Consider the following 24669-nt stretch of genomic DNA (forward strand, 5'->3'; position numbering starts at 1 on the left):
CATGACCGACGGCATGCTTATCGGCCTGGTCACCGCGGGCTGCACCACCATCTTTCTGCTGGGGGTACCGATCTTCCTGGTGATCGGCCTGTGGGTGGTCGGCACCAGCCTGATCATCGACTTCACCCTGGCCAATATTGGGGTCACCCTGTTCCAGGGCCTGAGCTTCTTCGGCCTGCTGGCCCTGCCGCTGTTCATCCTGACCGGCGACTTGATCAACGCCGCCGGCATCGCCAAGCGACTGTCCGACTTCGCCTATTCGGTACTGGGCTGGCTGCGTGGCGGCATGGGCATGGCCACCCTCGGCGCCTGCGGCCTGTTCGCGGCGATCTCCGGGTCCAACGCCGGCACCACCGCCACCATCGGCTCGATCATGCAGCCGGAGATGGTCAAGAACGGCTACGACGAGCGCTTTTCCGCCGCCACCGCCGCCTCCGGCGGAACGGTCGGCATCATCATCCCGCCGTCGATCATCTTTATCGTCTACGGCTTCATGATGAACCTGTCGATCAGCGACCTGTTCATCGCCGGCATGATCCCCGGGGCGATGATGGTGTTCGGCATGATGGCGGCCTGTCACCTGGTGGCGCGACGTCACGGCTGGGGCACCCTGATTCCGTTCAAGGCGGGTGAAAGCGCGCGCTTCGCCAGGCGCGCCTATCTCGGCTTCGCTACCATCGGGGTGGTGATCTACGGCATCTATTCGGGCAAGTTCTCGCCCACCGAGGCCGCCGCCATCACCGTGGGCTTCACCCTGATCGCGGGGCTACTGATCACCCGCGAGATTCGCTTCACCGCGCTGCCCTCGATCATGCTGCGCTCGGGCCAGATCGCCGGCATGCTGGCGCCGTTGATCGCGATCTCGGTGGTGATGCAGCAACTGCTGTCGGTGCTGGGCGCGGGCCAGGCGCTGCAGGACCTGCTCAGCGGTCTGGGCAACTACTACGTGATCCTGGGGGCCTGCATGCTGATGATCCTGCTGGCCGGGATGATCCTCGAGAGCCTGCCGGTGACCATCATCCTGGCACCGATCCTGGCGCCCATCGCCCAGAACGCCGGGGTCGACCCGATCCACTTCGCGGTGATCTTCCTGGTCGGCGCCGCCATCGGCTTCGTCACCCCGCCCTTCGGCCTCAACCTCTACGTGGCCTCGAGCATCACCGGGATCCCCTACCTGCGCCTGGTGAAGTTCGTCATCCCCTACTTCATTGCGCTGATCAGTTGCTGGATCGCCATCTCGATGTGGCCGGCGCTGTCACTGATGCTGGTGAACCTGTAACACCGACAGGCAAGCAGGAGCACGCGGCAAGCCTCACCGGGCTTGCCGCGTTATCATGAGTGCCTGCCACCATTTTCCGTCGTCAAGGATCGCGTATGTCTACAGCAAGCACTCGGACCACGACCAATTCGACGCTGCAACGAGGCCTGGTACTGCTGGAAACCATCGCCACCTCGATCCACGGCGTCAGCGCCTCGGACCTGGAGCGTCAGCTCGACATTCCCAAGCCCACCCTGCATCGCCTGCTCAAGCAGCTCGAAGAGCAGGATCTGATCGTGCGCGACGTGGAAGGACGGCATCTGCTTCCCGGCGAACGACTGCACCGCATGGCCATGGGCGTGCTCGCCAACGAGAGCCTCAAGGCGCCGCGCCGTATGCTGCTCAAGCGCCTGGCCGAAGAGGTCAACGAAACCTGCAACCTGACCCTGCTCGAAGGTCACGAGGTGCTCTACTACGAACGGGTGGAGACCAACTGGCCGGTACGCATACAGCTGCCGCCGGGCTCACGTCTTCCGCTGCACTGCACCGCAAGCGGCAAGATGTTTCTGGCGCTGATGGGGCCGGCCCAGCGCCGCCAGCTGCTCAAGCACCTGCCGCTGGAGGCCTATACCCCCTACACCGCCACCGAAGCAGACGAGCTGGAGCGACGCCTGGCGGACATCGCCGAAAAGGAGCTGAGCACCGACAACGAGGAGTTCATCCAGGGCATGGTGGCCATCGCCGTGCCGGTGTACGACCAGACCGGGCGCATCCAGGCGACGCTGGCGATCCACGCGCCCCGGCTGCGCCACAGCATCGACTCGCTGATGGAGTGGGCGCCCTTGATGCGGCGTATCGCCGGGCAGCTGCAGGATACCTTCGACCACTGAGCATACGAACGCATGAACGCATGAACGCATTGCCAAGGTACGCTGACTGACCGATCGGGTCAGGACACGCTCGGCCAGCCAGACTGACGTTCTTCGTGGCTACATCGGTGGCACCACCACCACCGGCACACTGGCACGCTTGATCACGCCCTTGGTCACCCGGCCTGCATAGGACGAGGCGAAGCCGCGCTTGTTGGTGGCCATGATGATCATGTCGCAGTCATGGCGCACGGCGTAGCGGGTAATCTCCGATGCCGGGTAACCCTCCAGCACCGACTTGGCGGCCACCACCTCGCGCCCAGGCAGGTTCGCTTCGTGCTCTTGCCAGAAGGCCTCGACAAATTCGTCCAGACGCTCTCGCGCCAGACGCAGGCGCTGCTCCATCAAGCCATCCAGGGTGGCGCGTTCACCGATGTTGGCCTTGAGGGTATGCATGACGTCATCGGACAACGACTTGACCGCATGCAGCACGTGAACCTCGGCCCCGGTGGCCTTGGCCAGCGTCAGGGTGTGGGCAAGCACCTGGCGGCAATCGTCCTTCAGCCCCAGGCAACAGAGAAGACGCGAGATCGAAACAGGCATGGCGTGACTCCTTGGCGAGAGGCCGGGTCGCCGCGACATGCGAAGACACCCGGCCTTTTTTGCGGTGCGCTGACGGTGCGCAATCAATACCCCAGCATACGGGGTAGCCACAGCGATATTTCCGGGAAGTAGGCGATCACGAACAGCGCGAACACCGAGCTTGCGGCAAACGGCAGCGCCTTGATCGATATCTCCTCGATGGAGGCGCCGCCAATGCCCGAGGCCACGAACAGGTTCTCCCCCAGGGGCGGCGTCTGGAAGCCGATGGCCAGGGCACAGACGACGACGATACCGACGTGCACCGGGTCCATGCCCAGCATGTACATGATCGGCAGCAATACCGGCGTCAGGATCATGATAGCCGCCAGGGTTTCCATGAACATGCCGACAAAAAGCAGAAATGCGATAACCATGGCCCAGATCAAGTACAGGTTATCGGTCAGTCCCAGCATGCCCTCGGCGATCACCGCCGGCACCCGCTGTTCGACCAGCAAGCGGCCGAATACCGTGGCGGTGAACAGGATCAACAGCACCCGTCCGGTGATCCAGGTGGTGGTCTCCAGAGTCTTGAGCGCCGGCTTCCACTTGAGCTCGCGGTGCAGGAAGATGCCGACGATCAGGGTGTAGGCGATGGCCACGATGGCCGACTCGGTGGGCGTAAACAGACCGCTGTAGATACCGCCAAGGATGATCAGCGGCGCCAGGATCGACCACACGCCACGCTTCAGACTCCTGGCGATGGTGTCCCAGGACCAGCTGTCGCTCAGCCCGCTGTAGCCGCGCCGGCGCGAGATGATGTAGTTGACGGTCAACAGGCAGCCAGCGATCACCATGCCGGGCAGGATGCCGGCGATGAACAGCTTCGGAATCGACAGCGTCTGGAAGGCGCCGTGAGCGGCCACGGCCTCCGCCGGTGGCTGCAGCCCCATCCCCGAGATACCAAAGATGACCATGGGAATGGACGGCGGTATCACCACGCCGAGGCCACCGGAGGACGCCGTGATGGCAGAGCCATAGCCGCGATCATAGCCGCGGTTGGCCATGGCCGGGATCATCAGCATGCCCACCGCCGCGGTGGTGGCGGGCCCTGAGCCTGAAATCGCGCCGAAGAACATGCAGGCGAACACCGTGGCGGCGGCGAGACCGCCGGTCACCGGCCCGGCGAAGGCCTCGGCGATATCCACCAGGCGTCGCGAGATGCCGGCGGCTTCCATCAAGGCCCCGGCGAGGATAAAGGCCGGCAGCGCCATCAGCGGAAAGGACCCCACCGAGGTGAAGGCGATCTGCACGAAGGCCATGGGGTTCTCCCCCAGCGACAGATAGGTGGCAAGCGCGGCCACCCCCAGCGACACCGTGATCGGCGCGCCCAGCACCAGCAGCAGAAAGAACACCCCGAACAGCACGTAGATGATGGTCGTCTCCATGGATCAGTCTCCCTTCTCGTTGGATGACGACAGCGTCGAGGACTTGGCCTCGGCGATGGCCTCGGCCTCGGGATCGACGGGCTCGCGATGCTTGACGAAGCGTAGGTAGTTGTTCTGCAGGATGCGCAGGGTCATCAGCACAAAGGCTAGCGGCAGGATCAGGTAGAACACCTTCATCGGGATGCCCAGGGTCTGGGACTTCCAGAAGGTATTCATCTTGTTGAACACGAAGTCGTAACTGAGCCAGATGAAGACCAGGTTGAAGGCGATCCAGATCAGGTCGGTCAGCGCACCGCAGGCCAGCTCCACCCAGCGCGGGAAGAAACGGAACTGGAAGGTGACACGGTTATGGGCCGACTTCTTGGCGGCGTAGACCGCCCCCAGGTAGGCGAACCAGACGAAGGCGTAGGTAGCCAGCTCATCGGCCCAGGGCAGCGAATAGCTGAACAGGTTACGCAGCATGATCTGGGCAAACAGCAGCGCCACAAAGGTCACCAGCAATAGCTGGCACAGCCAGTTCTCGAGGTTGTCCACGAGCTTCCATAGACGATTCATCACGACGACCTCTGAGCAGGCACCACCTGGCGTCCAATGGCAGACTTCCGGCGGTGCCATGATTCATGGCGCCTGGAGTCAGGCGCCGGGAGGATTCAAGACGATAGCGACGTCGTGACAGATCAGGGGGCTGGCTCACGTCCCAGCGCGGCGAGCGCCTCGTCGAGCTTGGCCTTGCCGCCGATGCTGTCGTAGAAGTCGGGCCAGATGGCGGTGGCCTGTTCGATCCACGCCTGCTCGCCGTCGGCGGGCTCGGTGATCTCCATGCCGTGCTCTTCCACCAGCCGGGTCTTGATCGCGTCTTCCTGGGCCAGCAGATACTCGTAGCTGTGATCGGTGGCCTCCTGAGCGGCCTCCAGCACCCACTGCTGCTCCTCCTCGGACAGGCTCTGGAACATGCCTTCACCCATGATCAACGGCTCCATGGAGAACACATAACAGCTGTCGGTGACGTGATCCTGGACCTCGTAGAACTTCATCGCGTCGATGGTGATGTAGGGGTTGTCCTGGCCGTCGACGACGCCCTGCTGCAGGGCGGTAAAGGTTTCCGACCAGGCCAGCGGGTTGGGATTGACGCCCCAGGACTGGTAGGCGGAGATCATGATCTCGTTCTTGGGCACCCGGATGACCAGGCCATCCAGATCCTCGGGGCTCGCCACTGGCCTCGCCGAGTTGGTCAGACGGCGACAGCCGGAGTAGGCCCAGCCCAGTATCCGCACGCCGGCGTCACGGATGGTGTTGTCGACCATCTCCTGGCCGATCTCGCCCTGGGTCAGGGTGCGGGCGTCCTCGGGACTCTGGATCACGTAGGGCAGCGTCATCACGCCGACCGTCGGCGAGAACGGCGTGATGTTGTTGATCGCCAGTACCGACAGGTCGAGCAGGCCCATGCTGGCGTTGTTGACGGTATCCTGCTCACTGCCCAGCTGGCCGTTGGGAAACAGGTCCACGCTGACGTCGCCGCCGGACTTTTCCTCGATCAGCTTGGCGAATGTCTGTCCCAACTCGTGCTGGGTGCCACCGGCGGCGTCGCCCAGCGCCATCTTCCAGGTTGCCGCCTGGGCCGAGCCAGCGGCGCCCATCAGCGCCAGGGCGACCGCCGCCACCAGCGGGCGTGGGCCGAGGGGCCGGGTCGAGGTGGCAGCGCCGATGGCCGCAGGAGTCATGTTGCGCGGGGGCGTGGTACGGAGGAAAGGGGACTTGGTGTGCATGCGGAACTCCCATCATTGTTGTGCCGCTTAAAGCGGAATCTTGTTGCGGGTGTCACATCTTGATCGTCATTGGCTGGCGAGCGCCGTCAGGAACGACCCGCCATGTGACTCACTCTCCCCCGTCGAGCATCGACGCCATAGGACCAGTGGCCCCACATCGATTGGGCCAGGCACCCGCCAGCCCTCGACAAGACGTCGACGCTGTAAGATCGTAGGCGGGCGTGGCCGCCAGGCCTGGGCCACGCCGGAACTCGTCCAATAACCACCATCCGGGAACCCGTCGTCGGTATGAGCGCCCCCCTGTTTCGACTCGACGCAAAGCGTCAGGAAAGCCTTCAGTGCCAGCTTCGCGAGCAGATCGCCCACGCCATCCTCGAGGGGCACCTGCCCACCGGTGAGGCGCTGCCTTCGAGCCGCAAACTCGCCAAGGAGCTGGGCGTGGCCCGCAACACGGTGATGATCGCCTACGAGCAACTGCTGGACGACGGCTACCTGGTCGCCCGGGAGCGCAGCGGCTACTTCGTCAATCCGGATATCCTCGCCGGACGCGTCACGCCCCCGGCCGACATCGCCCCCCCAGCCACCAGCGCCACCTCTCACTCCGGCACAGCGACGCCCTGGAACGACTTGTTGACGATGCGACCCTCGCGCCAACCGACCATCGTCAAGCCGGCCAACTGGCTCGACTACGACTACCCCTTCCTCTACGGTCAGATCGACCCCAACCTGTTTCCCACCCAGCACTGGCGGGAGTGCAGCCGCGACTCGGTCAGCGTGCCGGCCATCCGCCGCTGGTCGGCAGACCACCTGAGCGAAGACGACCCGCTGCTGATCGAACAGATCCACCAGCGGCTGCTGCCCCGCCGTGGCGTCTGGGCCCGGCCGGAAGAGATCCTGATCACCGTGGGCGCCCAGCAGGCGCTATGGATCACCGCCATGCTGATCCTGGGGACGGGTCGACGCTTCGCGATGGAGAACCCTGGCTACGTCGACATGGTCAATATCGCCCGCACCTTCACCGACGATATCGTCGCGGTGGACGTGGACGACCAGGGCCTGGTGATCGATCAGCGCCTGGCCGATTGCCACCTGGCCTACGTCACCCCGAGCCACCAGTCGCCCACCGGCGTGACCCTGCCGATGCAGCGCCGCCGCGACCTGCTCGACAGCGCCAGCGCCAACAACTATCTGGTCATCGAGGACGACTACGAGAGCGAGACCAACTTCGTCGACAACCCGACGCCGGCACTCAAGAGCCTCGATAGCGATGGCCGGGTGATCTACGTGGGCAGCCTGTCCAAGACCCTGGCGCCGGGCCTTCGGCTCGGCTACATGGTGGCGCCCCCCGCCTTTATCGCCGAGGCGCGCGCCCTGCGCCGGCTGATGCTGCGCCACCCTGCCACCAACAACCAGCGCAGCGTGGCGCTGTTTCTCGACCGCGGCTACCACGACGCGCTGCTGCGCCAGATTCGCCAAACCTACCAGCGCCGCTGGCTGTTGATGCGTGACGCCCTCGCATCCCACTTGCCCGGGCTGCGTATCCGCTCCACCTTCGGCGGCTCCTGCTTCTGGCTGGAGGCCCCCGCCGACACCGATGTGTCACTGCTGAAACGGCTGGCCGAGGAGCACAGCATCCTGATCGAGAACGGCGAGGTGCACTTCCTGACCCCGGCGCATTGCCCCACCCTGAGGCTCGGCTTCTCGGCCATCGACGAGACCCGCATCGAGCGCGGCATCGAACGACTGGCGGCCTTGCTGCCTCAGGCACGTCGCACCAGCTGAATCCGGGAGGCACTGGGCTAGCGCCCGATCGGTGCCGTATCAGTCTCACTGTCGAGCTGCTTGAGCTGCTCCACCAACTGGGTGAAACGCTCGCCCTGACGACCGATGCACACCAGCACGGCGCCGGTGGTGGGTTGTCCATGGTTCTGCCAGGCAAGGTGCTGGCCGCTCAATTGCAGGCTTCGCCATTCTTCCCCGTTCGGCAGACGACAGCGGACAAAACCCTTGGCACGAAACAGGCAATCGCGGTAACGCTCGAGCAGCGCTTGCAGCTCCTCGGCAACCACCGGATGGCGGAGGTGCAGGGTGGCATCGGTCAGCCCCGAGTGTCGGGCACGCACGGCGAACGGCTCCGCCGATGCCTTGGCGCCATTTCCCTGCCAAAAGGCCGGGCCAGAGGACGTCGTCCTGGACGACGCGGGAGCGACTTGTACCGGCTCTGTCGCCACCGCCGCACCGGGGGCGAGCTGTCCCAGCCATCCGAGCAGCTGGTCGCGAGCGCAGTCCTCTTGGGGCAGACGATTGACCAGCAGACGATGGGCGGCGTGCACCTGGGCGCGCCATAGCTCCCCCACCTGGGCGTCCAGCGCCAGACGGCCAGCCTGGCTTGCATCCACCAGTACCACGATGTCGGCAAGCTCAAGCCCCGGCGCCAGCCTGGCGATATCGGCGATCCGTTGAGGATTGGCCACGCCGCTGGCCTCGATCAGAATTTCCGTTGGCCTGGCCTTGAGTCGCAGCGCCTGGGACAGCTGCTCGGCCAGGGTGCCCCCCAGGGTGCAGCAGACGCAGCCGTTGGACAGCGACAGCACGCGATCGTCGCGGTAGTCGATCGCCGCCACATCGACGTTCACCTCGCCGACATCGTTGACCAGAATCAGAGCATCCTCGATATCCCCCGACGCCAGCCGGCGGTTGAGATAGCTGGTCTTGCCCGCCCCCAGGAAACCTGCGATCACCGTCACCGGCACCCGATCATCACACCTCATGCACCCGTCCTCCCGACACCGTGGCGTGTACCCGGATGTGTCGCAGATCCTGTGCTAAAACTTGCAATGGATCGTCATCCAGTACCGCCATGTCGGCAAACTTGCCGACGTCCAAGCTACCCACACGGTCGTCCATGCCCAGCGTGATGGCAGCGCCCAGGGTGATCATTTCCAGTGCATCTTCCACGCTCACCGCCTCATGGTGACCCAGCGTCTGGCCACTGGCGCTCTGCCGGTTGACCGCACACCAGGCGGTGAACAGCGGCCCCAGCGGCGTCACCGGCGCATCGCTGTGGATGGCGGTGACGATGCCCAGTCGGCGGGCCGAGGCCAGCGGCTCCAGGCGCTGGCAGCGCGTCGGTCCCAGGGTGCGTTCCAGGTGCACATCACCCCAGTAGTAGAGATGATTGGCGAACATGTTCAGGCACAGTCCAAGACGGGCGGCGCGACGTAGCTGGGCATGGTCGATGATCTGGCAGTGCTGCAGGGTATGGCGGTGATCGAAGCGCGGCCACAGGGTCAGCGCCTCCTCCAGGGCGTCCAGCATCAACTCCACGGCCTCGTCACCGTTGGTGTGAATGTGCAGTTGAAGCCCCGCCTGGTGGTAGGCGTGTACCAGCGCCACCAGTCCCTCTGGCTCGGCGTTCCACAACCCGTTGGGATGACCATCATGGTAGTGGGGCCACTTCAGCCGCGCGGTATAGCCCTGGATCGAGCCGTCGGTCATCAGCTTGGCCGGGCCAAACACCAGCCGCTCATGGCTGTGGCCCATCGCCGCCTGGAGCCGCGCGATGCCCTCCTCGGCCGACCACGCCAGCACCCCCATGGCCGGCACCAGCCGCACCGGAAAATCGGCATCCCGGGTCACCTCGACCATCGAGGCGATGGCGTCATCGCTCAAGGGGTTGTACAGATCGGTGATGGTGGTGACGCCCTTGGCCGCCGCGATGGCGCCGTAGCGCCTGAGCACCTCGGGTGACGCCACCGCCTCGAATAGATTCCTGCCAAGGGCATCGAACACCACGAACATGGCGGCCATTTCCTGGAGCTCGCCATTGGGCTGGCCGTCCTCGTCGAGCATGATGCCCTCGACCCGCGGCCCCTCGCTGATGCCGGACAGTGCCAGCATGGCCGAATTGACGGTCATCACGTGCAGGCTGGCGTGCAGCACCACCAGCGGTCGATCTCCCATCGCCTCGTCGAGCTGGTGGCGACTTAAGCGCTGGCCGGGAAAGTAGACCGGATCAAAGCCCCAGGCGACCAGCGGCTCGCCCGGCGGCAGGCTATCTGCATGCTGGCGCAGCCGTGCCTGCATCTCGGCGACGCTCTTCAGCCCCGGCCACTCCTTGCCTTCGGCATCGACCCGGCTGAAATACCCGAGATAGAGGTAGTCCCACATGGCGCCTTCCAGAGCGTGGCTGTGGCCTTCGACGAAGCCCGGCAGGATCACCTTGTCGGCAAAACGATCATCGATGCGGGCGTCGGTTGGCATCGCTTGCGCATCCCCCACCGCCAGGATGCGATCTCCCTGCACCGCGACATGGGTGGCCTCGGGCTGGGACGGATTCATGGTCAGGATGCGTCGAGCGGGATAGACGGTGATGCTCATCAGGAGGCAGCTCCCTTGCTGATGGTGGGCGAAGACGCGGAGGCTGAGTCTGACTGGGCGGCGGCATGGCCTTGGGTGGGAACACCCTCGGCCCAGCCCGACGAGGGCGATGAGGCTCTGCCGTGCCGCCCCCACATCAGCATCAGCGGGATGCAGGCGATCAGGGCGATGGCGGTGCCGCCGAACACCAGCAGATAGATCGCCGGCGTCAGCGACGGCACGATGGGGGCGAAGATCATCAGGATGTGCAGGTTGACCACCACGATAGCCAGATTGAAGAAGGCCAGTTCCTTGGGCACCGAGGTGGAAAAGTCGGCGTCCATCATGCGCAACAGCAAGAGCCCGGTACCGGTGGAGCCGCAGCAGCAGCCAAAGGAGGTCACGGTACGCTCTGGTCCCAGATTGCCGCTCAACCGCCCGATCAACAGACAGCCCACCAGGGTGGCGATCGTCACCGTCACGGTCACGGTCACCAGCAGGATCGGCGCCAGCAGCGCGTAGAGCACCGCGAACTGGATGCTCATGAGGGTCCCCACCACCATGAAGTCCACCGCGCTGCCGGTGATCCGCTTGAGCGTCTCGTCATCGACACGGTGGGAAAGCCCGAGCCGATCGATCACCATGCGCATCAGCACACAGACACCCAGCCCGTGCAGAAAGAACAGGTTGTGGCTGAACAGCACCCCGACGTTGATGCCGAACGGCGAGGCATTGCCGATGATGCCCTGCACGAAGGTCAGCCACAGGTGGGTGATCACGTAGGCGATGGCAAGCAGGCCCAGATGGTAGGCCAGCGAATCCAGATTGCCCGGGTGCGACACCATGCGCCCCATCCCGGGAGCCTGCTGGTTGCCCTCGTCGTCGCCCGCCCGGGTAAAGAAGCCCAGGCGAAAGTTGTCATCCAGGCGCGAGGCGCGATTGGCGTTCAACCCCTTGGTCAGGTAGCGCCGGGCAAGCGGCACGCCCAGGGCAAACGCCATCAAGAATCCCAGAGAGGCATAGATCAGCCCCACCTGGGCGGCATTGGCGATGCCGTACTCGGTCTCCCAGATGGTGCCGTAGGTCAGCGCCTGGCCCGGCCCCTGGGTAAAGCCGTGGGTCACGATGGCTCCCAGAAATCCGCTGACGTCGCTGCCGGTCACGGCGTCGTAGCCGGTCACCACCAGAAAGCCGATGGCACCTTGCATGCCCAGGCTGATGCTCCAGGCAAGCGTCAGCCAGAGTCCGCCGCGCACGATACTGCCGCCACCACCGGGCGCGTCCTGGCGACCACCCCCGGTAAGGCATAGCGACATGAAGCTCAGGGTGAAGAAATGAAAGGTCAGAGCGGTGAAGTCGGCGGGTGAGTAGCCCGGCAGCAGATCCAGCGAAAGCGCCAGAAAACCGATCAGGCCGCCGACGATGCTGGCCGGAACCAGCGAGGCCCGAAGCCAGCTCAGCCGGCTTCGCAGCTGGCTGCCGACCCACAGCATGAGGGCAAGCAGCGCGAAGGCGATCACCCCGTGAAAGGAGTCTTGCATGATGGAGTCACCTCGACGTTGTCGTTGTTGGAAGTGAAGCGAACACTTCCAGCCTAGGCACGCCATCGTTGCGCGTATAATATCATTTAACGTTCACTTGATACCTGTGAGGCATCAATGCGCATTGAGCTTCGCCACCTTTACGCCTTTGTCGCCGTGGCCGACAGCCTGCACTTTCGCCGCGCCGCCGAGCGTCTCAACGTCGCCCAGCCGGCGCTGAGTCGCACCATCGCTCAGCTCGAGGACGCCATCGGTGAAGCGCTGTTCGTGCGCAACAATCGCCAGGTCCGCCTCACCGATCCGGGACGCATCATGCTCGAGGAGAGCCGCCAGATACTGCGCCAGGTCGATGATGCGGTGCTCAAGACGCAGCGAGCGGGCCGTGGAGAACTGGGCCGGCTGGCCATCGGCTACACCGACTTCGCCATCACCGGTGAGTTGCCGGCACTATTGGACGACTTTCGCCGCCAGAATCCGGACATCCACTTCGACCTGAGCTTCGGCTCCACCGCCCAGCAGCTCGACGAATTGACCGAGGGACGCCTGGACTTCGGCTTCGTTACCGGCCCGGTGCTGACCCCGGGGCTGCGTTCCCGTCCCATCCAGCGAGATCACTTTATCGCCGCGGTCGGTGACAACCACCCGTTGGCCGGGCGCAAGAGCATCCGGCTGGAGGAGTTGGCCCGGGAGCCGTTCATTCTTGGCGCCCGCAGCATGTGGCTGCACTTTCGCCAGATGCTCGAGCAGATCTGTCGGCAGGCGGGCTTCGAACCCCATGTCGCCCAAGAGACCTTCAACAGCGAGACCATGTTTGCCTTTGTCGCCTGCGACTTCGGCGTCACTGTGCACCTGGAGTGCGCCACCAACTATGTGCGCAAGGGCGTCACCCTGCTGCCGCTGGAGGGGGTGAAGGAGTGTCTGGTCACCGAGGTGGCCTGGCGGGAAGACGGCGTGACAGCGGTTCAGCAGGCCTTTCTCGACCGTCTCGACAAGATGCTGCCACCGGAGGAAGTGAAGTAGCCGCAGCACCCGCCGCAGCACTGCAGACATTGAAAAGCCGCGACCCCAGGGTCGCGGCATCGTCGTGAGGGTTACCCATATCCAGAACGGGACCGATCAGGTTCAGAGCACCTCGTCCTTGAAGTAGTAGTAGCGATAGAGGAAGCGCTGGCCGAATCGGCGGAAGGGGGCGAAGGCCTCCGACTCGATACGTTCGCGCAGGTTGGGAAAGGGCAGCTTCGAGGTGAAGATCGGCAGATCCAGCGACCTGCCCTCCCTGGCGATCCACTGGGCCAGGCGCTTGCCGGCCTGGGCCGAGTACATCACCCCGTTGCCGCCATAGCCCAGGGCGTAGTAGACGCTCTCCTTCGGGTCCGGCTGATGGATGCGCGGCATCATGTCATGGCTGACGTCGACCCAGCCCCACCAGGAGTAGTCGATCTCGATGCCGGCGAGCGCCGGGAACTTGCGCTCCAGATCGCCCCTGAGCACCGCCGCGTAGCGCTCCCTGGGGGCATCGCGGCCGCTGATGGCGCTGCGACTGCCGATCTGCACGCGGTTGTCCGGCAGCAGCCGATAGTAGTGGCGCAGGATTCGGGTGTCGGTCAGCACCTGACGTGTGCGGAAACCGGTGGCCTCGATCTCGGCCTCGCTCAGCGGCCGAGTGACCATGGAGTTCGACAGAATTGGCAGCAACCGGTTCTTGAGGTGGGGGCTCAGCTGGCCGGTGACGTAGCCGCCGGTGGCCATGCCCACCGCCCGCGCCTTGACCACGCCGCCTGGCGTGCGCAGATGGTGCACGTCGCCATGGGTCTCCCAGCCAAGCACCGGGCTCGCCGGGTGGATCTTCACCCCCAGGGCGCGCGCCTTGCGATGGTAGCCGAAAGCCAGCTTGGCGGCGTGGATACCGATGCCCTCGGGCTCGTGCATGGCGCCGACCGCCTCGCTGTCGCCCACCCACTCGCGCTTGACGGTGTCGCCGTCGATGATGCGAGCGTCGTAGTCGAAGGTCTCGCGCAGAAGCCGTGCCTCCTTCTCCAGGCTCGGCATCACCCTATCCTTGTGGCCGATATACAGGTGCCCGCCGGGCTGCGGGTCGCAGTCGATATCGGCGATCAGCGACTTGAAGGTCTGCATGCCTTCGACACACTCGCGGTGCAACTTGAGTGCGGTATCGAGGCCATAGCGCTGGATCCACTGAGACCGCTTGAGTCGCCCCGAGGCGCATTGGGCCTGGCCGCCGTTGCGGGTGCTGCATCCCCAGCTGACACGGTTGGCCTCGAGCACCGTGGCCTTGATGCCGTAGCGCTCGGCCAGAAAGATCGCCGCCGTAAGGCCAGTGAACCCGGAGCCGATGATCACCACGTCGGCGTCGGTGTCCGCCACGATCGGGCCATCGTCGGCCGGGGGCTCGCCGGCGGTGGCGATCCAGTAGGTCGGCGCATAGTCACAGCCGGTACCGACCTGCCTGGCGGTCAACGGATCATAGGCGGGATCATAGGGGGCCTGGGCCGGAGTGGCCCGGGCGGCATCGTCCGACGAAGCGGCCAGCGGGGTCTGTAGATCCAGCATGTCGAAGCTCCCGAGTCAGGTATCCGAGGTCGCTCAGCCGTTATTGACCGGCGTGGCGGGGCGCTGCTTGCGGTAGGCGTTCTTCACCGCGATCTTGCCGTCACGGAAGGTGAAGGCGTCGATCATCCGCGCCTCGGAGCGCATGCCATCGGCGGTGGTGCCGCTATAGGTGCTTTCGCTGTAGCCGCGATCTCCCACGACCTGATGCACGCCGTCGAGCCATTGGGCGTCCGGCGCGTTTTCCCAGGCGGCACGCAGGCCGGCGCGAACCTCCTGCTGACCACGGAAGGTCTTGCCGAGCAGATCTGGACCTGCGACGGCATGAAATTCGCAGTCGTCGGTCATCATCGACATCACTGCATCGATATCGTGACGGTTGAGGGCGTCGGCGAAGTCGGCGAGAAACTGGGCGTCGGGCTGGCTCATGGTGAGACTCCTTGTTATTGGCAGCGCGGGGGTATCGCCCACGCTGTGTCAGCAAAGTGGTGGCGAGGCGCAGCGTGCCTCGACTCACCTTGAGCCTATAGGGGCCGGTCGTCTGCCACTTAGCACCAGTTGCCCGCCGTCGATTGGGCCAGCCCCGGCTCGGACGTCGAGCCAGGGGTCGACACGGTGGACGACGCAGGGGTAGAGGGCAGGCCAGCCGACCCTTCGCGCTGGATGCGATAGGGGATCGGATCCACGCAAGGGGTGCGCCCCAGCATCAGCTCGACGCCCAGCCGCGCCGCCGCCGGCGCCAGCACCAGGCCATTGCGAAAGTGCCCGGCATTGACGTGCAGTCCACGACATCCCGGCACCTCACCGATAAAGGGGATCCCCCCGGGGGAGCCGGGACGCAGGCCCGCCCAATGGTGCTCGATCGACGCCTGGGCGAGCGCCGGCAGCAGACGCACGGCACTGCGATACAGCGACACCCGGGCCTCGCTGGTGGTGCGCTTGTCGAAGCCTTGATGCTCAAGGGTGGACCCCACCAGGATGCGGCCGTCGCGCCGTGGAATCAGGTAGCGCCCATCGGCCAGCACCACCCGCGACAGCGGCCGCGGCACGCCGGGAGCCGGTCGCAGCACCATCATCTGGCCCTTGACCGGAGCCACCGCCATGCCGACCCCGAGGTGCTTGAGCAGGGCACCGCTCCAGGCGCCGCCGCATACCAGTACCCGTGACGCGGTGAGCACACCGGCGGCGGTGACGACCCCCTGGATCTGCCCGGCCACGACCTTGAAGCCAGTCACCTCACAGCCCTCGCGCAGCTCGACCCCCGGATGCCGTTCGAGCCGCGCACGCAAGGCACGGCCCAGGCGAGGGTTGCGCAGACTACCCAGGGTCGGCATCCATAGCCCGCCCTGGCCCTGGCGGACCCAATGGGTGTCGGCCAACGCCGGCTCCATCCGGCGGATGGCGTCGGCGTCGATGTCCTCGAGCGGCTTGGCCTGGCACCTGGCCCAGCGACGCGCTGCGTCGGCGTCTTCCACCGCCAGGTACAAAAGCCCGTGTCGGCTGAACTGAGGATCGACGCCGGTGGTCTCTCTGAGTTCATCGCAGAGCCCGGGATAGACCTCCTCCGATAGTGCCGACAGCGCCGACACCGGGGCGCTGTAGCGCCAGGGGTAGAGCGGCGAGACGATACCGCCACCGGCCCAGGAAGCTTCCCGGGCGCAGCGCCCGCGCTCCACCAGGGTCACCGAAAGCCCCGCTTCGGCCAACTGCCAGGCGCTCATCAGGCCGATCACCCCGCCGCCCACCACCACTACGTCGCTCATGCTCGCCTCCTCGCTCGTCTGCCCAATTCAATTCAGCGCCGCTATCACGACCGCCTCGCGACCGCCGACACCGCCGACACCGCCGACACCGCCGACACCGCCGACACCGCCGTTATCACCGCCACAGGCCAATCGTCGCAGCGGCGCAAGATCAATAAAATCTCATTTTTCGATACAATTTGCGTTATTTTTTAAAACAGGTCTATAGTGACGACACACCTTTCCACCGCGTTTCAGGATTGACGACCATGGCCGACGCCTCACCCCTGCTCGACGACGCCCTCCCCGCCCAGCGTTGGCACAGCGCCCGGGAAATCTTCGGCATCGACTCCGACCTTCAGGTCCCGGTGTTCGAGGCGCGCGACGACCATGTGCCGGCCATCGATGACGCCTATCGCTTCAATCCCGACGTGACCCTGGCGATCCTGGCCGGCTTCACCCGCAACCGCCGGGTGATGGTTCAGGGCCTGCATGGCACCGGCAAGTCGACCCATATCGAGCAGGTGGCCGCCCGCCTCAACTGGCCCTGCGTCAGGGTCAACCTGGACGGCCATATCAGCCGCCTCGACCTGGTCGGCAAGGACGCCATCGTCATTCGCGACGGGGTCCAGGTCACCGAGTTTCAGGAAGGCATCGTGCCCTGGTCGCTGCAGCGTCCGGTGGCGCTGATCTTCGATGAGTACGACGCCGGGCGTCCCGACGTGATGTTCGTGATCCAGCGCATTCTGGAGCGCGACGGCCAGTTCACCCTGGTCGACCAGAACCGGGTCATCAGCCCGCATCCGATGTTTCGTCTGTTCGCCACCGCCAATACCGTGGGGCTGGGCAACCAGGACGGCCTCTACCAAGGCACCCAACTGCTCAACCACGCCCAGGTGGACCGCTGGAACATCGTCGCCAAGCTCGACTACCTGCCCCGCGACGAGGAAGTGAAGATCGTGCTCGCCCGGGTGCCGAGCAAGGACAACGAGCGTGGCCGTCGCCACATCGACGCCATGGTGGCGGTGGCCGAACTGACCCGTAAGGGCTTCGCCAACGGCGACCTGTCGACGCTGATGTCGCCGCGTACCGTCATCACCTGGGCCGAGAACTGCGAGATCTTCCGCGACCCGGCGCTGGCCTTCCGGCTATCGTTTCTCAACAAGTGCGACGAGCACGAACGGCCATTGGTCGCCGAGTTCTACCAGCGCTGCTTCGATGCCGAACTCAGCGAGTCCGTGGCCAGCGCGTCGTCAGACGGCGATTCACAGGCCAGCGATCCACCGGACAAGAAAAAAGACGCCGGGGAGGCGCCATGAGCGCAGCGGGCGAGGCGGCGCTTGCGCTCGCTCGCCAGCGCCGCCAGCAGTACCTGGAGGAGTTGGAGGCCGCCGTGCTGCGCGCCCATACCGGCGAGCACGACTGGTTCTACGCCGGTCGCAGGCTGTACCGAGGGACGTCCCGGGTGGCCCTTCGCGCGCCTCACCTCAAGCTCGCCGAGGACTGCCTGTCACTCGCCGACTATCGCGCCGTCAGCGACGCCCTGGCATTGCGCCAGCGCTTCAGTGACGACCGGCTGCACCAGCGCCTGCGCCCCGAGGAACCCGAGCCGCGGCTGATCTACGACTGGCTCGAGCAGTGTCGGGTCGAGGCCCTGCTGGACGGGCCTGCTCCAGGTATCGCGCGCAACCTGAAGGCACGCTTCGAGCGCTGGTCGCTGGACTATCACCACGCCCAGCTCACCGAGAGCGCGCTGGGCCTGTTGCTGTTCTGCGTGATCCAGATCAGCCGGTCACGGTTGATGGCGGCGCCCATGCTCGAGGAATTCGAGGACTTGCTGGAAGCGACCCGCGCCAATATCGTACCGGCGCTGGGCCACGCCCTGGCGGGACTGCGTCGTGAGCGCCACGACCAGCAAGGATTCCAGCGTCATGCCCGCGACATCGCCGACTGGATCGGTGCCCAGCTCGAAGGCTACGAGCCCCAGGGCGAGCGCGAGGACGAAGCCAAGGACCCACGCCGGGCGCTGGCACTGCTGCTCGACAGCGAGGACGAGCTCGACGACGAGGTCCCCCTGGCCGCCACCGGCCAGAGCCGCACCCTGGCCGACGGCGCCCATCGTTATCGCGCCTTCACCAGCGCCTATGACAGCGAGCGCGAGGCCGACAGCCTGGTGCGTCAGGCCCAGTTGGAAGAGTATCGGGCGCGCCTGGACGAGCGCCTGCACGCTCAGAAGGTCAATGTGCGTCGTCTGGCCCGTCAGTTTCGTCGCCACCTGTCGGTGGCCGATCGCGATGGCTGGCAGGACGGCGAGGAAAGCGGCGTCATCGACGGCCGCCGGCTGTCCCAGATCGTCTCCTCCCCTCAGGAGCGGCGCGTCTTTCGGCGCGAGCGCTACCGTCCGGTCAGCGATGCCCAGGTGACCCTGCTGATCGACTGCTCCGGCTCGATGAAGGCCCACGGCGAGTCCATCGCCATGCTGGTCGAGCTGTTGACCCGGGCGCTGGACATGGCCGGCGTCGACAGCGAAGTGCTGGGCTTCACCACCGCCGCCTGGAACGGTGGCCGAGCCCAGCGCGACTGGCTCAAGGCCGGGCGCCCCGCCGCACCGGGACGGCTCAACGAGGCCCGTCACCTGATCTTCAAGGACGCCCAGCAGCCGTGGCGACGCGCGCGAAAGCGCTTCGCCGCCCTGCTCAAGGCTGACCTGTACAAGGAAGGGATCGACGGTGAAGCGGTCGAGTGGGCCTGCCAGCGCCTGATGGCGGCAGACGTCAATCGCCGCCTGCTGGTGGTGATCTCCGACGGCAGTCCCTCGGACAGCGCCACCAACCTGGCCAACGACCGCCACTACCTCGACAACCACCTGCGCTCGGTGGTCGCGACCTTCGGTGGTGGCAACGGCCGTCGCCCCGGCCCCATCGATATCATCGGCCTCGGCGTCGGCCTGGACCTGAGTCCCTACTACGCCCGCCACCGGGTCATCGCCCTGGACCAGACCCTCGACAACGCCCTGCTCGACGAAGTGGTGGAGCTGATGTTGTCGAGGCGTCGCTACTAGAACCGGGCAGGGGACAAGCTGGCGACGTAGTCAGGCAGGGCTTCGCCGTGGATCATGGCCGCGATCAATTCGCCGGTGTGGGCGGACTGGGTCAGCCCCAGGTGGCCGTGGCCGTAGGCCACGAAGAGCCCTTTTCTGCCCGTTACCTGCCCTACCACCGGCAGGCCGTCCGGTGTCGAGTGGCGCACGCCCATCCAGCGCTCCGCCAGGCTCAGGGGCCGTCCGAACAGCGCTTCCCCCCAGCCCTTGAGCCTTTCCCAGCGGCGCTCGTCGGCGGCGCGGTCAGGAGCGGTAAACTCGGTGGTGCCCGCCAGGCGAACGCCGCCATGCATGGGGGTGGCATAGAAGTGGCGGGCCAGCCAGCCCACCGGGCGCGACAGCGAAAGCGGCGTTTCAAGCCGCACGTGGTAGCCGCGCTCGCTCACCACCGGCAGCGACACGCCGAGCGACTTGAGCAGGGCATCATTGGCGATGCCCGCGCACAGCACGACCTGGTCGGCCTGGTACTCACGGGACTCGCCGTTCTCGCCCTTCTCACCGATCAGGCGCCAGCCCCCCGCGGCCAGCGGCACCAACCCCCTGATGCGGGCACCATGCTGCACCACGCCCTCGCCTGCCAGGCGCTGCCACAGGGCTCGGCTCACCGCCAGGGAATCCTTGAGGTGGCGCGTCTCGGGGAAGTACAGGCCGCCGACGAGATCCGCGGGATGGATCGTGGGTTCCAGATCGCGCACCTCCTGCGCCGTAAGCGCCTCACAGGCCACCCCATCGGCCCGCTTGGCACGGGCCGACGCCTCCAGGGTCGCGGCCAGCGGGTCGCCTTGGCGGGCGAGTTGCAGACAGCCGGTGTCGGCGTACAGATCCGGCGCCTCGAGCGACTCCAGCAACGCGTGCTGAGCCTTGACCGCATCCTGAATCAGCGCCACCAGATCCGACTTGTGGCGGGCGAAACGCGACGGCGTCGCCGCCTTGAGAAAGCGCGGACCAAAGCCCGCCAGGCGGGCCAGATAGCGAGGGTCAACAGACAGCGAGGCGTCACGCCGACACAGCTCTCCAGGCAGTTGCCTCAAGGTATCGATACTGGCCATGGGCGAGGTGGCGTAGTTGGCGATCAGGCCGGCGTTGCCGAAGGAGGTGCCCTCCCCCGGCGGGCCCGGGTCAAAAAGCTGTACCCGGTGGCCACGTCCCGCCAGCGAACGCGCCACGGCCAGCCCGACGATGCCGGCACCCACGACGGCGATGGTATTCATGCACTGTCTCCTGTTGGACGAGGGCGGCCGGCCCGTGCTTGGGGCCAGCCGCGTCTTGTGGGCGATATCGTGGGGTTCAGTTGTCGCGATAGAAGCGCCAGGAGGCGATACCCACCCCCACCGCGGTGAGGATGCTGACAGCACTGACGGTATACAGAGCAAGAGCGTACAGAGTCATGGGAATCTCCTTCACTGAGCCTTGGCGGCGACAGGGGCGTCGGGGACCGAGCGGAACAGTCGGTAGACCAGTACAAACACCAGCACATTGGCGATGACGCCGGCGATCAGCGCGGTCAGACCAGTCGCCGCCTGCAGGTCGAAGGGCCCCCACTTCCACAGGATGGTCACCAGGGCGCCGGCGAGCATGGCGGCGACCGCCGAGCGGGTGCAGCGCAGATCGAACAGCACCGCGAACACGAAGGGCAGCAGAATGGTCGGCGCCCACAGCGCGTAGCTGAGCAGCAGCGCATCGATGATCGAGGTGGCGTAGAGGGCGAAGACCACCGCGCCGAGGCCAATCAGCAGGTTGACCAGTCGCTCGATCCACAGCCGCTTCTTCTCGCTGACGTCAGGCTCGATAAAGGGTTTGTAGATGTCACCGACGAAGATCACCGCCGCCGAGTTGAGGTAGGAGTCGGCGGTGGACATCACCACGGCCAGGAGCGAGGCCAGCACCAGTCCGGTGATGCCCACCGGCAGGGCGTCGCGGATCAGGGTCGGCATCGCCTGGTCGGGCGAGATGGTCGGATAGAGCACCAGCGCGACCAGCCCGATGGTGGCGCTGACCAGATAGAACAGGAAGCCGAAGCCGCCGGCCACCGAATAGCCGATACGAGCGTGGCGCGAGTCAGGGGCCGACAGGGCGCGCTGGGTGTAGGGCGGCACCAGGGTCTCGCCGAGCAGAAAGGCGATGAAGATAGACAGGAACATGCCCACCGAATAGTCGCCCATCAGGCTGAAGTGGCCCTCGGGCAACCGCTCCACCAGCGCCTGGGGGCCGCCCAGATCATGGATGCCGATCAGCATAGTCACCGGCAGGAACACCGCCAGCATCAGAAACTGCACCACGTCGGTCTGGATCACCGCCCACATGCCACCCACGGTGGAATACAACAGCACCACCGCCATGCCGATCAGGATGCCGGTGGAGACCTCGATACCGAGGATGGCGTGGAACACGGTGCCCACCGCCAGGGCCTGGGCGCCGAGGATGCCGATGCAGAACACCAGCGAAAAGATGCCGGTGAACAGTCGCGCGCTGGCACCGAAGTGCTGCGCCATGATGTCGCCTACGGTCTGGGCGTTGACGTAGCGCTTGAGCCGGGGGGCGATGAACAGACCCGCCAGTACCGTGGCCAGGGGGAAGGCCGAGGCGGCGACCATGAAGGCGTAGCCTTCGTCGAAGGACTTGCCGGCACGCCCCATGGAGGCGCCGCCGCCGAGGAAGGAAGCCGCCAGGGTGGCGAACAGCACCGGCCAGATGATCTTGTTGCCGGCCACCGCAAAGTCCGCGCTGCCGGAGACCTTCTTGGCGCTGCGATAGCCGATGTAGATCAGTATCGCGAAATACAGAAGCAGACCGCCGAGGTCGATGGGATTCATGAAACTACCCTCGTTATGGTTGTTGGGGGTGGTTTCAGCATCGACCGCCATTGCCATAAAGACAACTTTGAGATAACTATGAAACCATAAATATAATTTAGAGGCGCTCGCTCACTTCCCGAGGGCGCCCGGAGGGACGCCCATGAAGGTTCGTCACCAGCTTCGCCAGCTCCAGATATTTCGTGAGGTTGTGCACACCGGCAGCCTGTCGAAGGCCGCCCGTCGTCTGGAACTCAGCCAGCCGGCGGTCAGTTCGGCCATCGCCAATCTCGAGCAGGAGGTGGGGTTCTTGCTGTTTCGCCGCAACAACTACGGCACCGAGCTGACCCCCGAGGCCCGCTATCTGATGGAGGGGGTCGACAAGGTACTGGCGTCGGTATCACATCTGGACGAACTCGCCGATGGCCTGCGCCAGGGCCGCGCGGGCAAGCTGATCCTGGGCTGCATGCCGGGGCTCTCGCCCACCGCCATGCCCGGGATCATGGCCGAGTACCTGGCCGACTATCCCGATACCCGGCTGTCGTTGCAGACCTTCAGCTCGCGCAAGATCCGGGACTGGGTGGCCGAGGGCCAGTTCGATGTCGGCGTGATCGAACGCCAGGATGACCTTAACGACCTCGATGCCCGCCACCTGTCCCTGCGCATGCACCTGGCGGTACCGCGCCACAGCCCGCTGGCGGGCCTTGCTCAGGTAGAGGCGGCGGATCTTGACGGCAAGGCCCTGGTGACCCTGGACGAGCACCACCAGAGCACACTCAAGTTGAAGCAGGCGCTCAGACAGGCCGGCGCCGACTGGCAGATCGCCGCCGAAACCCACCTGTTCCCTTCCGCCATCAGCCTGGTCAATGCCGGCATCGGCCATGCCCTGGTGGACCCGGTCTCGGCCTGGAGCTTTCTGATGCGTCGCGACTGCGCCGTGGCGATCCTGCCCTTCGTTCCCGCCATCGACCTCGATATCGCCGTGATCACTTCGCGCTTTCACACCAGTTCGCGCCAGTGCCAGCGGTTTCTGCCCTATCTGGAAAAGGGACTCGACACCTGGCACCGGCGCGCGCTGTCGCCGCTCAGCCCGTGACGAGCGGGTCCGGCGCCGATTGCTGCCTGCCGGCAGCGGAGCGAAGGATCAGCTCGAGTGCCGGCACAATATCGTAGACCGGGCAGCCCGCCTCCCGTCGCACCACCTCCACGAAAGCGCTCAGGTCGGTACACTCCAGCACTACCGCGTCCAGCGGCGCTTGCGCTTTCAGTCTTCGGGTTGCCTGTGCCAGCTCCTGCGCCATGGCGGCGAGATCCAGGTCATCGCGTCGACCTTCCAGGATCACCTGACGAAACTCATCACCGTCTTCGAGCCCCTGCACCACCGGCAGAGGCCCTTGCCAGCCAGCGCCGACGAAGTGGGCGCGCTTGAGCGCCCCCGCGTCTGCGGTCAGCACGCCGATCCGTCCTGTGCCACCGTGCACGCTGGCGAGCCACGGCAGCAGGGTCAGGCTGGACAATACCACCGGCACCGTCACCGCGGCCGCGACCCGTTCCTGATAGCGCGCCATGAAGCCACAGCTCCCGGCGATGGCACACACCCCCTCACGCTCCAGACGCCTGGCGCGGTCCACCAGCAGCGCGCCCAGCTCATCCCCGGGTGCATGCAGCAGGCGGGGAATATCGATGCCCTGCAGCACCTCGTAGCGTATCGGGTGGCGAAAGGTGTCGGGGTTGCGCAGATGACCAAGCGGCTTGGTAAAGGAAGAATCCAGACACAGCACCCCAAGCGGTGCCTCTTCCATGGCGACTCTCACGGGCAAACTCCTGTTCCGTTGTAGTATCTGTGCGAACCTCACGCCCTGGTCCACAGCGCCAGGCTGCCGTCGAGCATCAGCCCCACGCCTATCACCATCAGCGTCAGCATGGCCACTCGTCTCAATAGCACGGCGCTGCAGGGCGGCGGATAGCGGCGTCCGGCCCAGGTGGCCAGCGCCACCGCCGGCAGGGTCCACAACGCCAGCAGCCAGACCTGGGCATCGAGCCCGCCGGCGGCGCCGACATACAGGGTGCGCACCCCCGAGGTCATGGCGAAGCAGGCGATCAGCAATAGCCGGATGGTCTCGGTGGGCAGCGGCTGGCGATAGCAGTGGTAGATGACCGGCGGCCCCGGCATGCCGAACATTCCGGCCAGAAGGCCGGTCATGACGCCATTCGCGGCGAAGCCTGCCGAGGACGATACGGCCGCGCGTGGGCGCGGCCGCAAGCCCACGCTGAGCCCGCCGTAGAACACCAGCGCCCCCAGCATCAGCATCAACAGCGCCTCGGCGCTGACGCTCAGCCAGTTCAGCGCCCACACCCCGAGGCCGATGGACGGCACGATGCCGAGCCCCAGTGCCAGCAGGTGGCGCCGGTCGAGATGATGCAGCTTGCCGGGCAGGGCCACGGCGCTGTTGACCAGGGTCACCAGACTGACCACCGCCACCAGGGTGGCGACGCTGACCAGCTCGAAGCCACTGGCCACGCCGATGATGATCATGCCGATACCGAACCCGGACACCGTGTGCAGGTAGCCTGCCAGAACGGTGATCAGTATCACCGCCAAAAGGCCAGACAGCTCCATTCCCTCGGGTACCAGTGTCATCTTCCC

Annotated in this window: 21 protein-coding genes; 7 read left to right on the forward strand and 14 right to left on the reverse strand. The window is 65.7% G+C overall.

What is annotated here, in order from left to right; all coding sequences use genetic code 11:
* Nucleotide 1: 1 nt before the first annotated feature.
* Both KUW00_RS12060 and KUW00_RS12065 read left to right on the forward strand, forming a co-directional pair.
* Complete coding sequence (locus tag KUW00_RS12060; protein WP_045991950.1) at nucleotides 2-1279, forward strand: TRAP transporter large permease; 1278 nt, start codon at nucleotides 2-4, stop codon at nucleotides 1277-1279.
* A gap of 95 nt (nucleotides 1280-1374) precedes the next feature.
* Nucleotides 1375-2148 (forward strand): IclR family transcriptional regulator, encoded by a 774-nt coding sequence (locus KUW00_RS12065; protein ID WP_045991949.1) that lies wholly within the window; start codon nucleotides 1375-1377, stop codon nucleotides 2146-2148.
* Nucleotides 2149-2247: 99 nt separating this feature from the next.
* Here the strand turns inward: KUW00_RS12065 and KUW00_RS12070 are convergent, their stop codons facing one another.
* The 4 genes from KUW00_RS12070 to KUW00_RS12085 form a co-directional block, all read right to left on the reverse strand.
* Nucleotides 2248-2730 (reverse strand): universal stress protein, encoded by a 483-nt coding sequence (locus KUW00_RS12070; RefSeq protein ID WP_045991948.1) that lies wholly within the window; start codon nucleotides 2728-2730, stop codon nucleotides 2248-2250.
* An 83-nt stretch (nucleotides 2731-2813) separates the two neighbouring features.
* Entirely contained in the window at nucleotides 2814-4154 is a 1341-nt protein-coding gene (locus tag KUW00_RS12075) for a TRAP transporter large permease (protein ID WP_045991947.1), read from the reverse strand.
* 3 nt (nucleotides 4155-4157) lie between these two features.
* Complete coding sequence (locus KUW00_RS12080) at nucleotides 4158-4709, reverse strand: TRAP transporter small permease (protein ID WP_108131565.1); 552 nt, start codon at nucleotides 4707-4709, stop codon at nucleotides 4158-4160.
* A 122-nt stretch (nucleotides 4710-4831) separates the two neighbouring features.
* On the reverse strand, nucleotides 4832-5920 hold the full coding sequence (locus tag KUW00_RS12085) for a TRAP transporter substrate-binding protein (RefSeq protein WP_261392142.1): 1089 nt from the start codon (nucleotides 5918-5920) through the stop codon (nucleotides 4832-4834).
* 288 nt (nucleotides 5921-6208) lie between these two features.
* Between KUW00_RS12085 and KUW00_RS12090 the strand changes: the two genes are divergently transcribed.
* Nucleotides 6209-7702 carry a PLP-dependent aminotransferase family protein gene (locus KUW00_RS12090; RefSeq protein WP_222569189.1) on the forward strand — a complete coding sequence of 498 codons (1494 nt, stop codon included), beginning with the start codon at nucleotides 6209-6211 and terminating at the stop codon, nucleotides 7700-7702.
* Nucleotides 7703-7719: 17 nt separating this feature from the next.
* On the opposite strand, the gene KUW00_RS12095 is transcribed toward KUW00_RS12090, so the two are convergent.
* Genes KUW00_RS12095 through KUW00_RS12105 form a run of 3 tightly spaced genes read right to left on the reverse strand, consistent with a single transcriptional unit; the run spans nucleotide 7720 to nucleotide 11820 of the window.
* The gene (locus KUW00_RS12095; RefSeq protein WP_222569190.1) at nucleotides 7720-8691 is read right to left on the reverse strand and encodes a CobW family GTP-binding protein; all 972 of its coding nucleotides are present in this window, start codon (nucleotides 8689-8691) and stop codon (nucleotides 7720-7722) included.
* Nucleotides 8681-10300 (reverse strand): amidohydrolase, encoded by a 1620-nt coding sequence (locus tag KUW00_RS12100; RefSeq protein ID WP_222569191.1) that lies wholly within the window; start codon nucleotides 10298-10300, stop codon nucleotides 8681-8683. Before KUW00_RS12100 ends, KUW00_RS12095 begins: the two co-directional genes overlap by 11 nt.
* Nucleotides 10300-11820: a sodium/glutamate symporter gene (locus KUW00_RS12105; protein ID WP_222569192.1), complete on the reverse strand. Its 1521-nt coding sequence runs from the start codon at nucleotides 11818-11820 to the stop codon at nucleotides 10300-10302. The genes KUW00_RS12100 and KUW00_RS12105 overlap by 1 nt, the downstream gene beginning before the upstream one ends.
* A 117-nt stretch (nucleotides 11821-11937) precedes the next feature.
* On the opposite strand from KUW00_RS12105, the gene KUW00_RS12110 reads away from it, so the two are divergent.
* Nucleotides 11938-12840 carry a LysR family transcriptional regulator gene (locus KUW00_RS12110; protein ID WP_108131561.1) on the forward strand — a complete coding sequence of 301 codons (903 nt, stop codon included), beginning with the start codon at nucleotides 11938-11940 and terminating at the stop codon, nucleotides 12838-12840.
* A 102-nt stretch (nucleotides 12841-12942) separates the two neighbouring features.
* On the opposite strand, the gene KUW00_RS12115 is transcribed toward KUW00_RS12110, so the two are convergent.
* The 3 genes from KUW00_RS12115 to thiO form a co-directional block, all read right to left on the reverse strand.
* Nucleotides 12943-14391, reverse strand: a complete 1449-nt coding sequence (locus KUW00_RS12115) for an NAD(P)/FAD-dependent oxidoreductase (RefSeq protein ID WP_222569193.1) — start codon at nucleotides 14389-14391, stop codon at nucleotides 12943-12945.
* 33 nt (nucleotides 14392-14424) lie between these two features.
* On the reverse strand, nucleotides 14425-14817 hold the full coding sequence (locus tag KUW00_RS12120; RefSeq protein WP_045991941.1) for a nuclear transport factor 2 family protein: 393 nt from the start codon (nucleotides 14815-14817) through the stop codon (nucleotides 14425-14427).
* 119 nt (nucleotides 14818-14936) lie between these two features.
* Complete coding sequence (gene thiO / locus KUW00_RS12125) at nucleotides 14937-16151, reverse strand: glycine oxidase ThiO (RefSeq protein ID WP_222569194.1); 1215 nt, start codon at nucleotides 16149-16151, stop codon at nucleotides 14937-14939.
* 248 nt (nucleotides 16152-16399) lie between these two features.
* On the opposite strand from thiO, the gene KUW00_RS12130 reads away from it, so the two are divergent.
* Together KUW00_RS12130 and KUW00_RS12135 are read left to right on the forward strand one after the other, a co-directional pair.
* Complete coding sequence (locus KUW00_RS12130) at nucleotides 16400-17449, forward strand: AAA family ATPase (protein ID WP_222569195.1); 1050 nt, start codon at nucleotides 16400-16402, stop codon at nucleotides 17447-17449.
* Nucleotides 17446-19191 carry a cobaltochelatase CobT-related protein gene (locus KUW00_RS12135; protein ID WP_222569196.1) on the forward strand — a complete coding sequence of 582 codons (1746 nt, stop codon included), beginning with the start codon at nucleotides 17446-17448 and terminating at the stop codon, nucleotides 19189-19191. Before KUW00_RS12130 ends, KUW00_RS12135 begins: the two co-directional genes overlap by 4 nt.
* Here KUW00_RS12135 and KUW00_RS12140 read toward each other — a convergent pair.
* Both KUW00_RS12140 and KUW00_RS12145 read right to left on the reverse strand, forming a co-directional pair.
* On the reverse strand, nucleotides 19188-20441 hold the full coding sequence (locus KUW00_RS12140; protein WP_045991938.1) for an NAD(P)/FAD-dependent oxidoreductase: 1254 nt from the start codon (nucleotides 20439-20441) through the stop codon (nucleotides 19188-19190). The genes KUW00_RS12135 and KUW00_RS12140 overlap by 4 nt on opposite strands.
* 189 nt (nucleotides 20442-20630) lie before the next feature.
* Entirely contained in the window at nucleotides 20631-22043 is a 1413-nt protein-coding gene (locus KUW00_RS12145; RefSeq protein WP_197037056.1) for a sodium:solute symporter, read from the reverse strand.
* Between the two features lie 142 nt (nucleotides 22044-22185).
* Here KUW00_RS12145 and KUW00_RS12150 point away from each other — a divergent pair, with 142 nt between their 5' ends.
* Nucleotides 22186-23118 (forward strand): LysR family transcriptional regulator, encoded by a 933-nt coding sequence (locus tag KUW00_RS12150; protein ID WP_052704284.1) that lies wholly within the window; start codon nucleotides 22186-22188, stop codon nucleotides 23116-23118.
* Here the strand turns inward: KUW00_RS12150 and KUW00_RS12155 are convergent.
* Entirely contained in the window at nucleotides 23108-23836 is a 729-nt protein-coding gene (locus KUW00_RS12155) for an aspartate/glutamate racemase family protein (protein WP_124802470.1), read from the reverse strand. The two genes, KUW00_RS12150 and KUW00_RS12155, sit on opposite strands and share 11 nt — an antisense overlap.
* A gap of 38 nt (nucleotides 23837-23874) precedes the next feature.
* The gene (locus tag KUW00_RS12160) at nucleotides 23875-24663 is read right to left on the reverse strand and encodes a TSUP family transporter (RefSeq protein ID WP_205254722.1); all 789 of its coding nucleotides are present in this window, start codon (nucleotides 24661-24663) and stop codon (nucleotides 23875-23877) included.
* Nucleotides 24664-24669: the final 6 nt, after the last annotated feature.

Origin of the sequence: Halomonas sp. DP5N14-9 (assembly GCF_019802175.1) — a bacterium.
GTDB lineage: Bacteria > Pseudomonadota > Gammaproteobacteria > Pseudomonadales > Halomonadaceae > Halomonas > Halomonas litopenaei.

Coding starts and splice junctions, on each gene's coding strand:
- KUW00_RS12090 (WP_222569189.1), top strand. CDS start 6,209: ATGAGCGCCCCCCTGTTTCGACTCGACGCAAAGCGTCAGGAAAGCCTT.
- KUW00_RS12120 (WP_045991941.1), bottom strand. CDS start 14,817: ATGAGCCAGCCCGACGCCCAGTTTCTCGCCGACTTCGCCGACGCCCTC.
- KUW00_RS12075 (WP_045991947.1), bottom strand. CDS start 4,154: ATGGAGACGACCATCATCTACGTGCTGTTCGGGGTGTTCTTTCTGCTG.
- KUW00_RS12115 (WP_222569193.1), bottom strand. CDS start 14,391: ATGCTGGATCTACAGACCCCGCTGGCCGCTTCGTCGGACGATGCCGCC.
- KUW00_RS12145 (WP_197037056.1), bottom strand. CDS start 22,043: ATGAATCCCATCGACCTCGGCGGTCTGCTTCTGTATTTCGCGATACTG.
- KUW00_RS12070 (WP_045991948.1), bottom strand. CDS start 2,730: ATGCCTGTTTCGATCTCGCGTCTTCTCTGTTGCCTGGGGCTGAAGGAC.
- KUW00_RS12140 (WP_045991938.1), bottom strand. CDS start 20,441: ATGAATACCATCGCCGTCGTGGGTGCCGGCATCGTCGGGCTGGCCGTG.
- KUW00_RS12100 (WP_222569191.1), bottom strand. CDS start 10,300: ATGAGCATCACCGTCTATCCCGCTCGACGCATCCTGACCATGAATCCG.
- KUW00_RS12065 (WP_045991949.1), top strand. CDS start 1,375: ATGTCTACAGCAAGCACTCGGACCACGACCAATTCGACGCTGCAACGA.
- KUW00_RS12105 (WP_222569192.1), bottom strand. CDS start 11,820: ATGCAAGACTCCTTTCACGGGGTGATCGCCTTCGCGCTGCTTGCCCTC.
- KUW00_RS12080 (WP_108131565.1), bottom strand. CDS start 4,709: ATGAATCGTCTATGGAAGCTCGTGGACAACCTCGAGAACTGGCTGTGC.
- KUW00_RS12135 (WP_222569196.1), top strand. CDS start 17,446: ATGAGCGCAGCGGGCGAGGCGGCGCTTGCGCTCGCTCGCCAGCGCCGC.
- KUW00_RS12150 (WP_052704284.1), top strand. CDS start 22,186: ATGAAGGTTCGTCACCAGCTTCGCCAGCTCCAGATATTTCGTGAGGTT.
- thiO (WP_222569194.1), bottom strand. CDS start 16,151: ATGAGCGACGTAGTGGTGGTGGGCGGCGGGGTGATCGGCCTGATGAGC.
- KUW00_RS12095 (WP_222569190.1), bottom strand. CDS start 8,691: ATGAGGTGTGATGATCGGGTGCCGGTGACGGTGATCGCAGGTTTCCTG.
- KUW00_RS12085 (WP_261392142.1), bottom strand. CDS start 5,920: ATGCACACCAAGTCCCCTTTCCTCCGTACCACGCCCCCGCGCAACATG.
- KUW00_RS12160 (WP_205254722.1), bottom strand. CDS start 24,663: ATGACACTGGTACCCGAGGGAATGGAGCTGTCTGGCCTTTTGGCGGTG.
- KUW00_RS12110 (WP_108131561.1), top strand. CDS start 11,938: ATGCGCATTGAGCTTCGCCACCTTTACGCCTTTGTCGCCGTGGCCGAC.
- KUW00_RS12060 (WP_045991950.1), top strand. CDS start 2: ATGACCGACGGCATGCTTATCGGCCTGGTCACCGCGGGCTGCACCACC.
- KUW00_RS12130 (WP_222569195.1), top strand. CDS start 16,400: ATGGCCGACGCCTCACCCCTGCTCGACGACGCCCTCCCCGCCCAGCGT.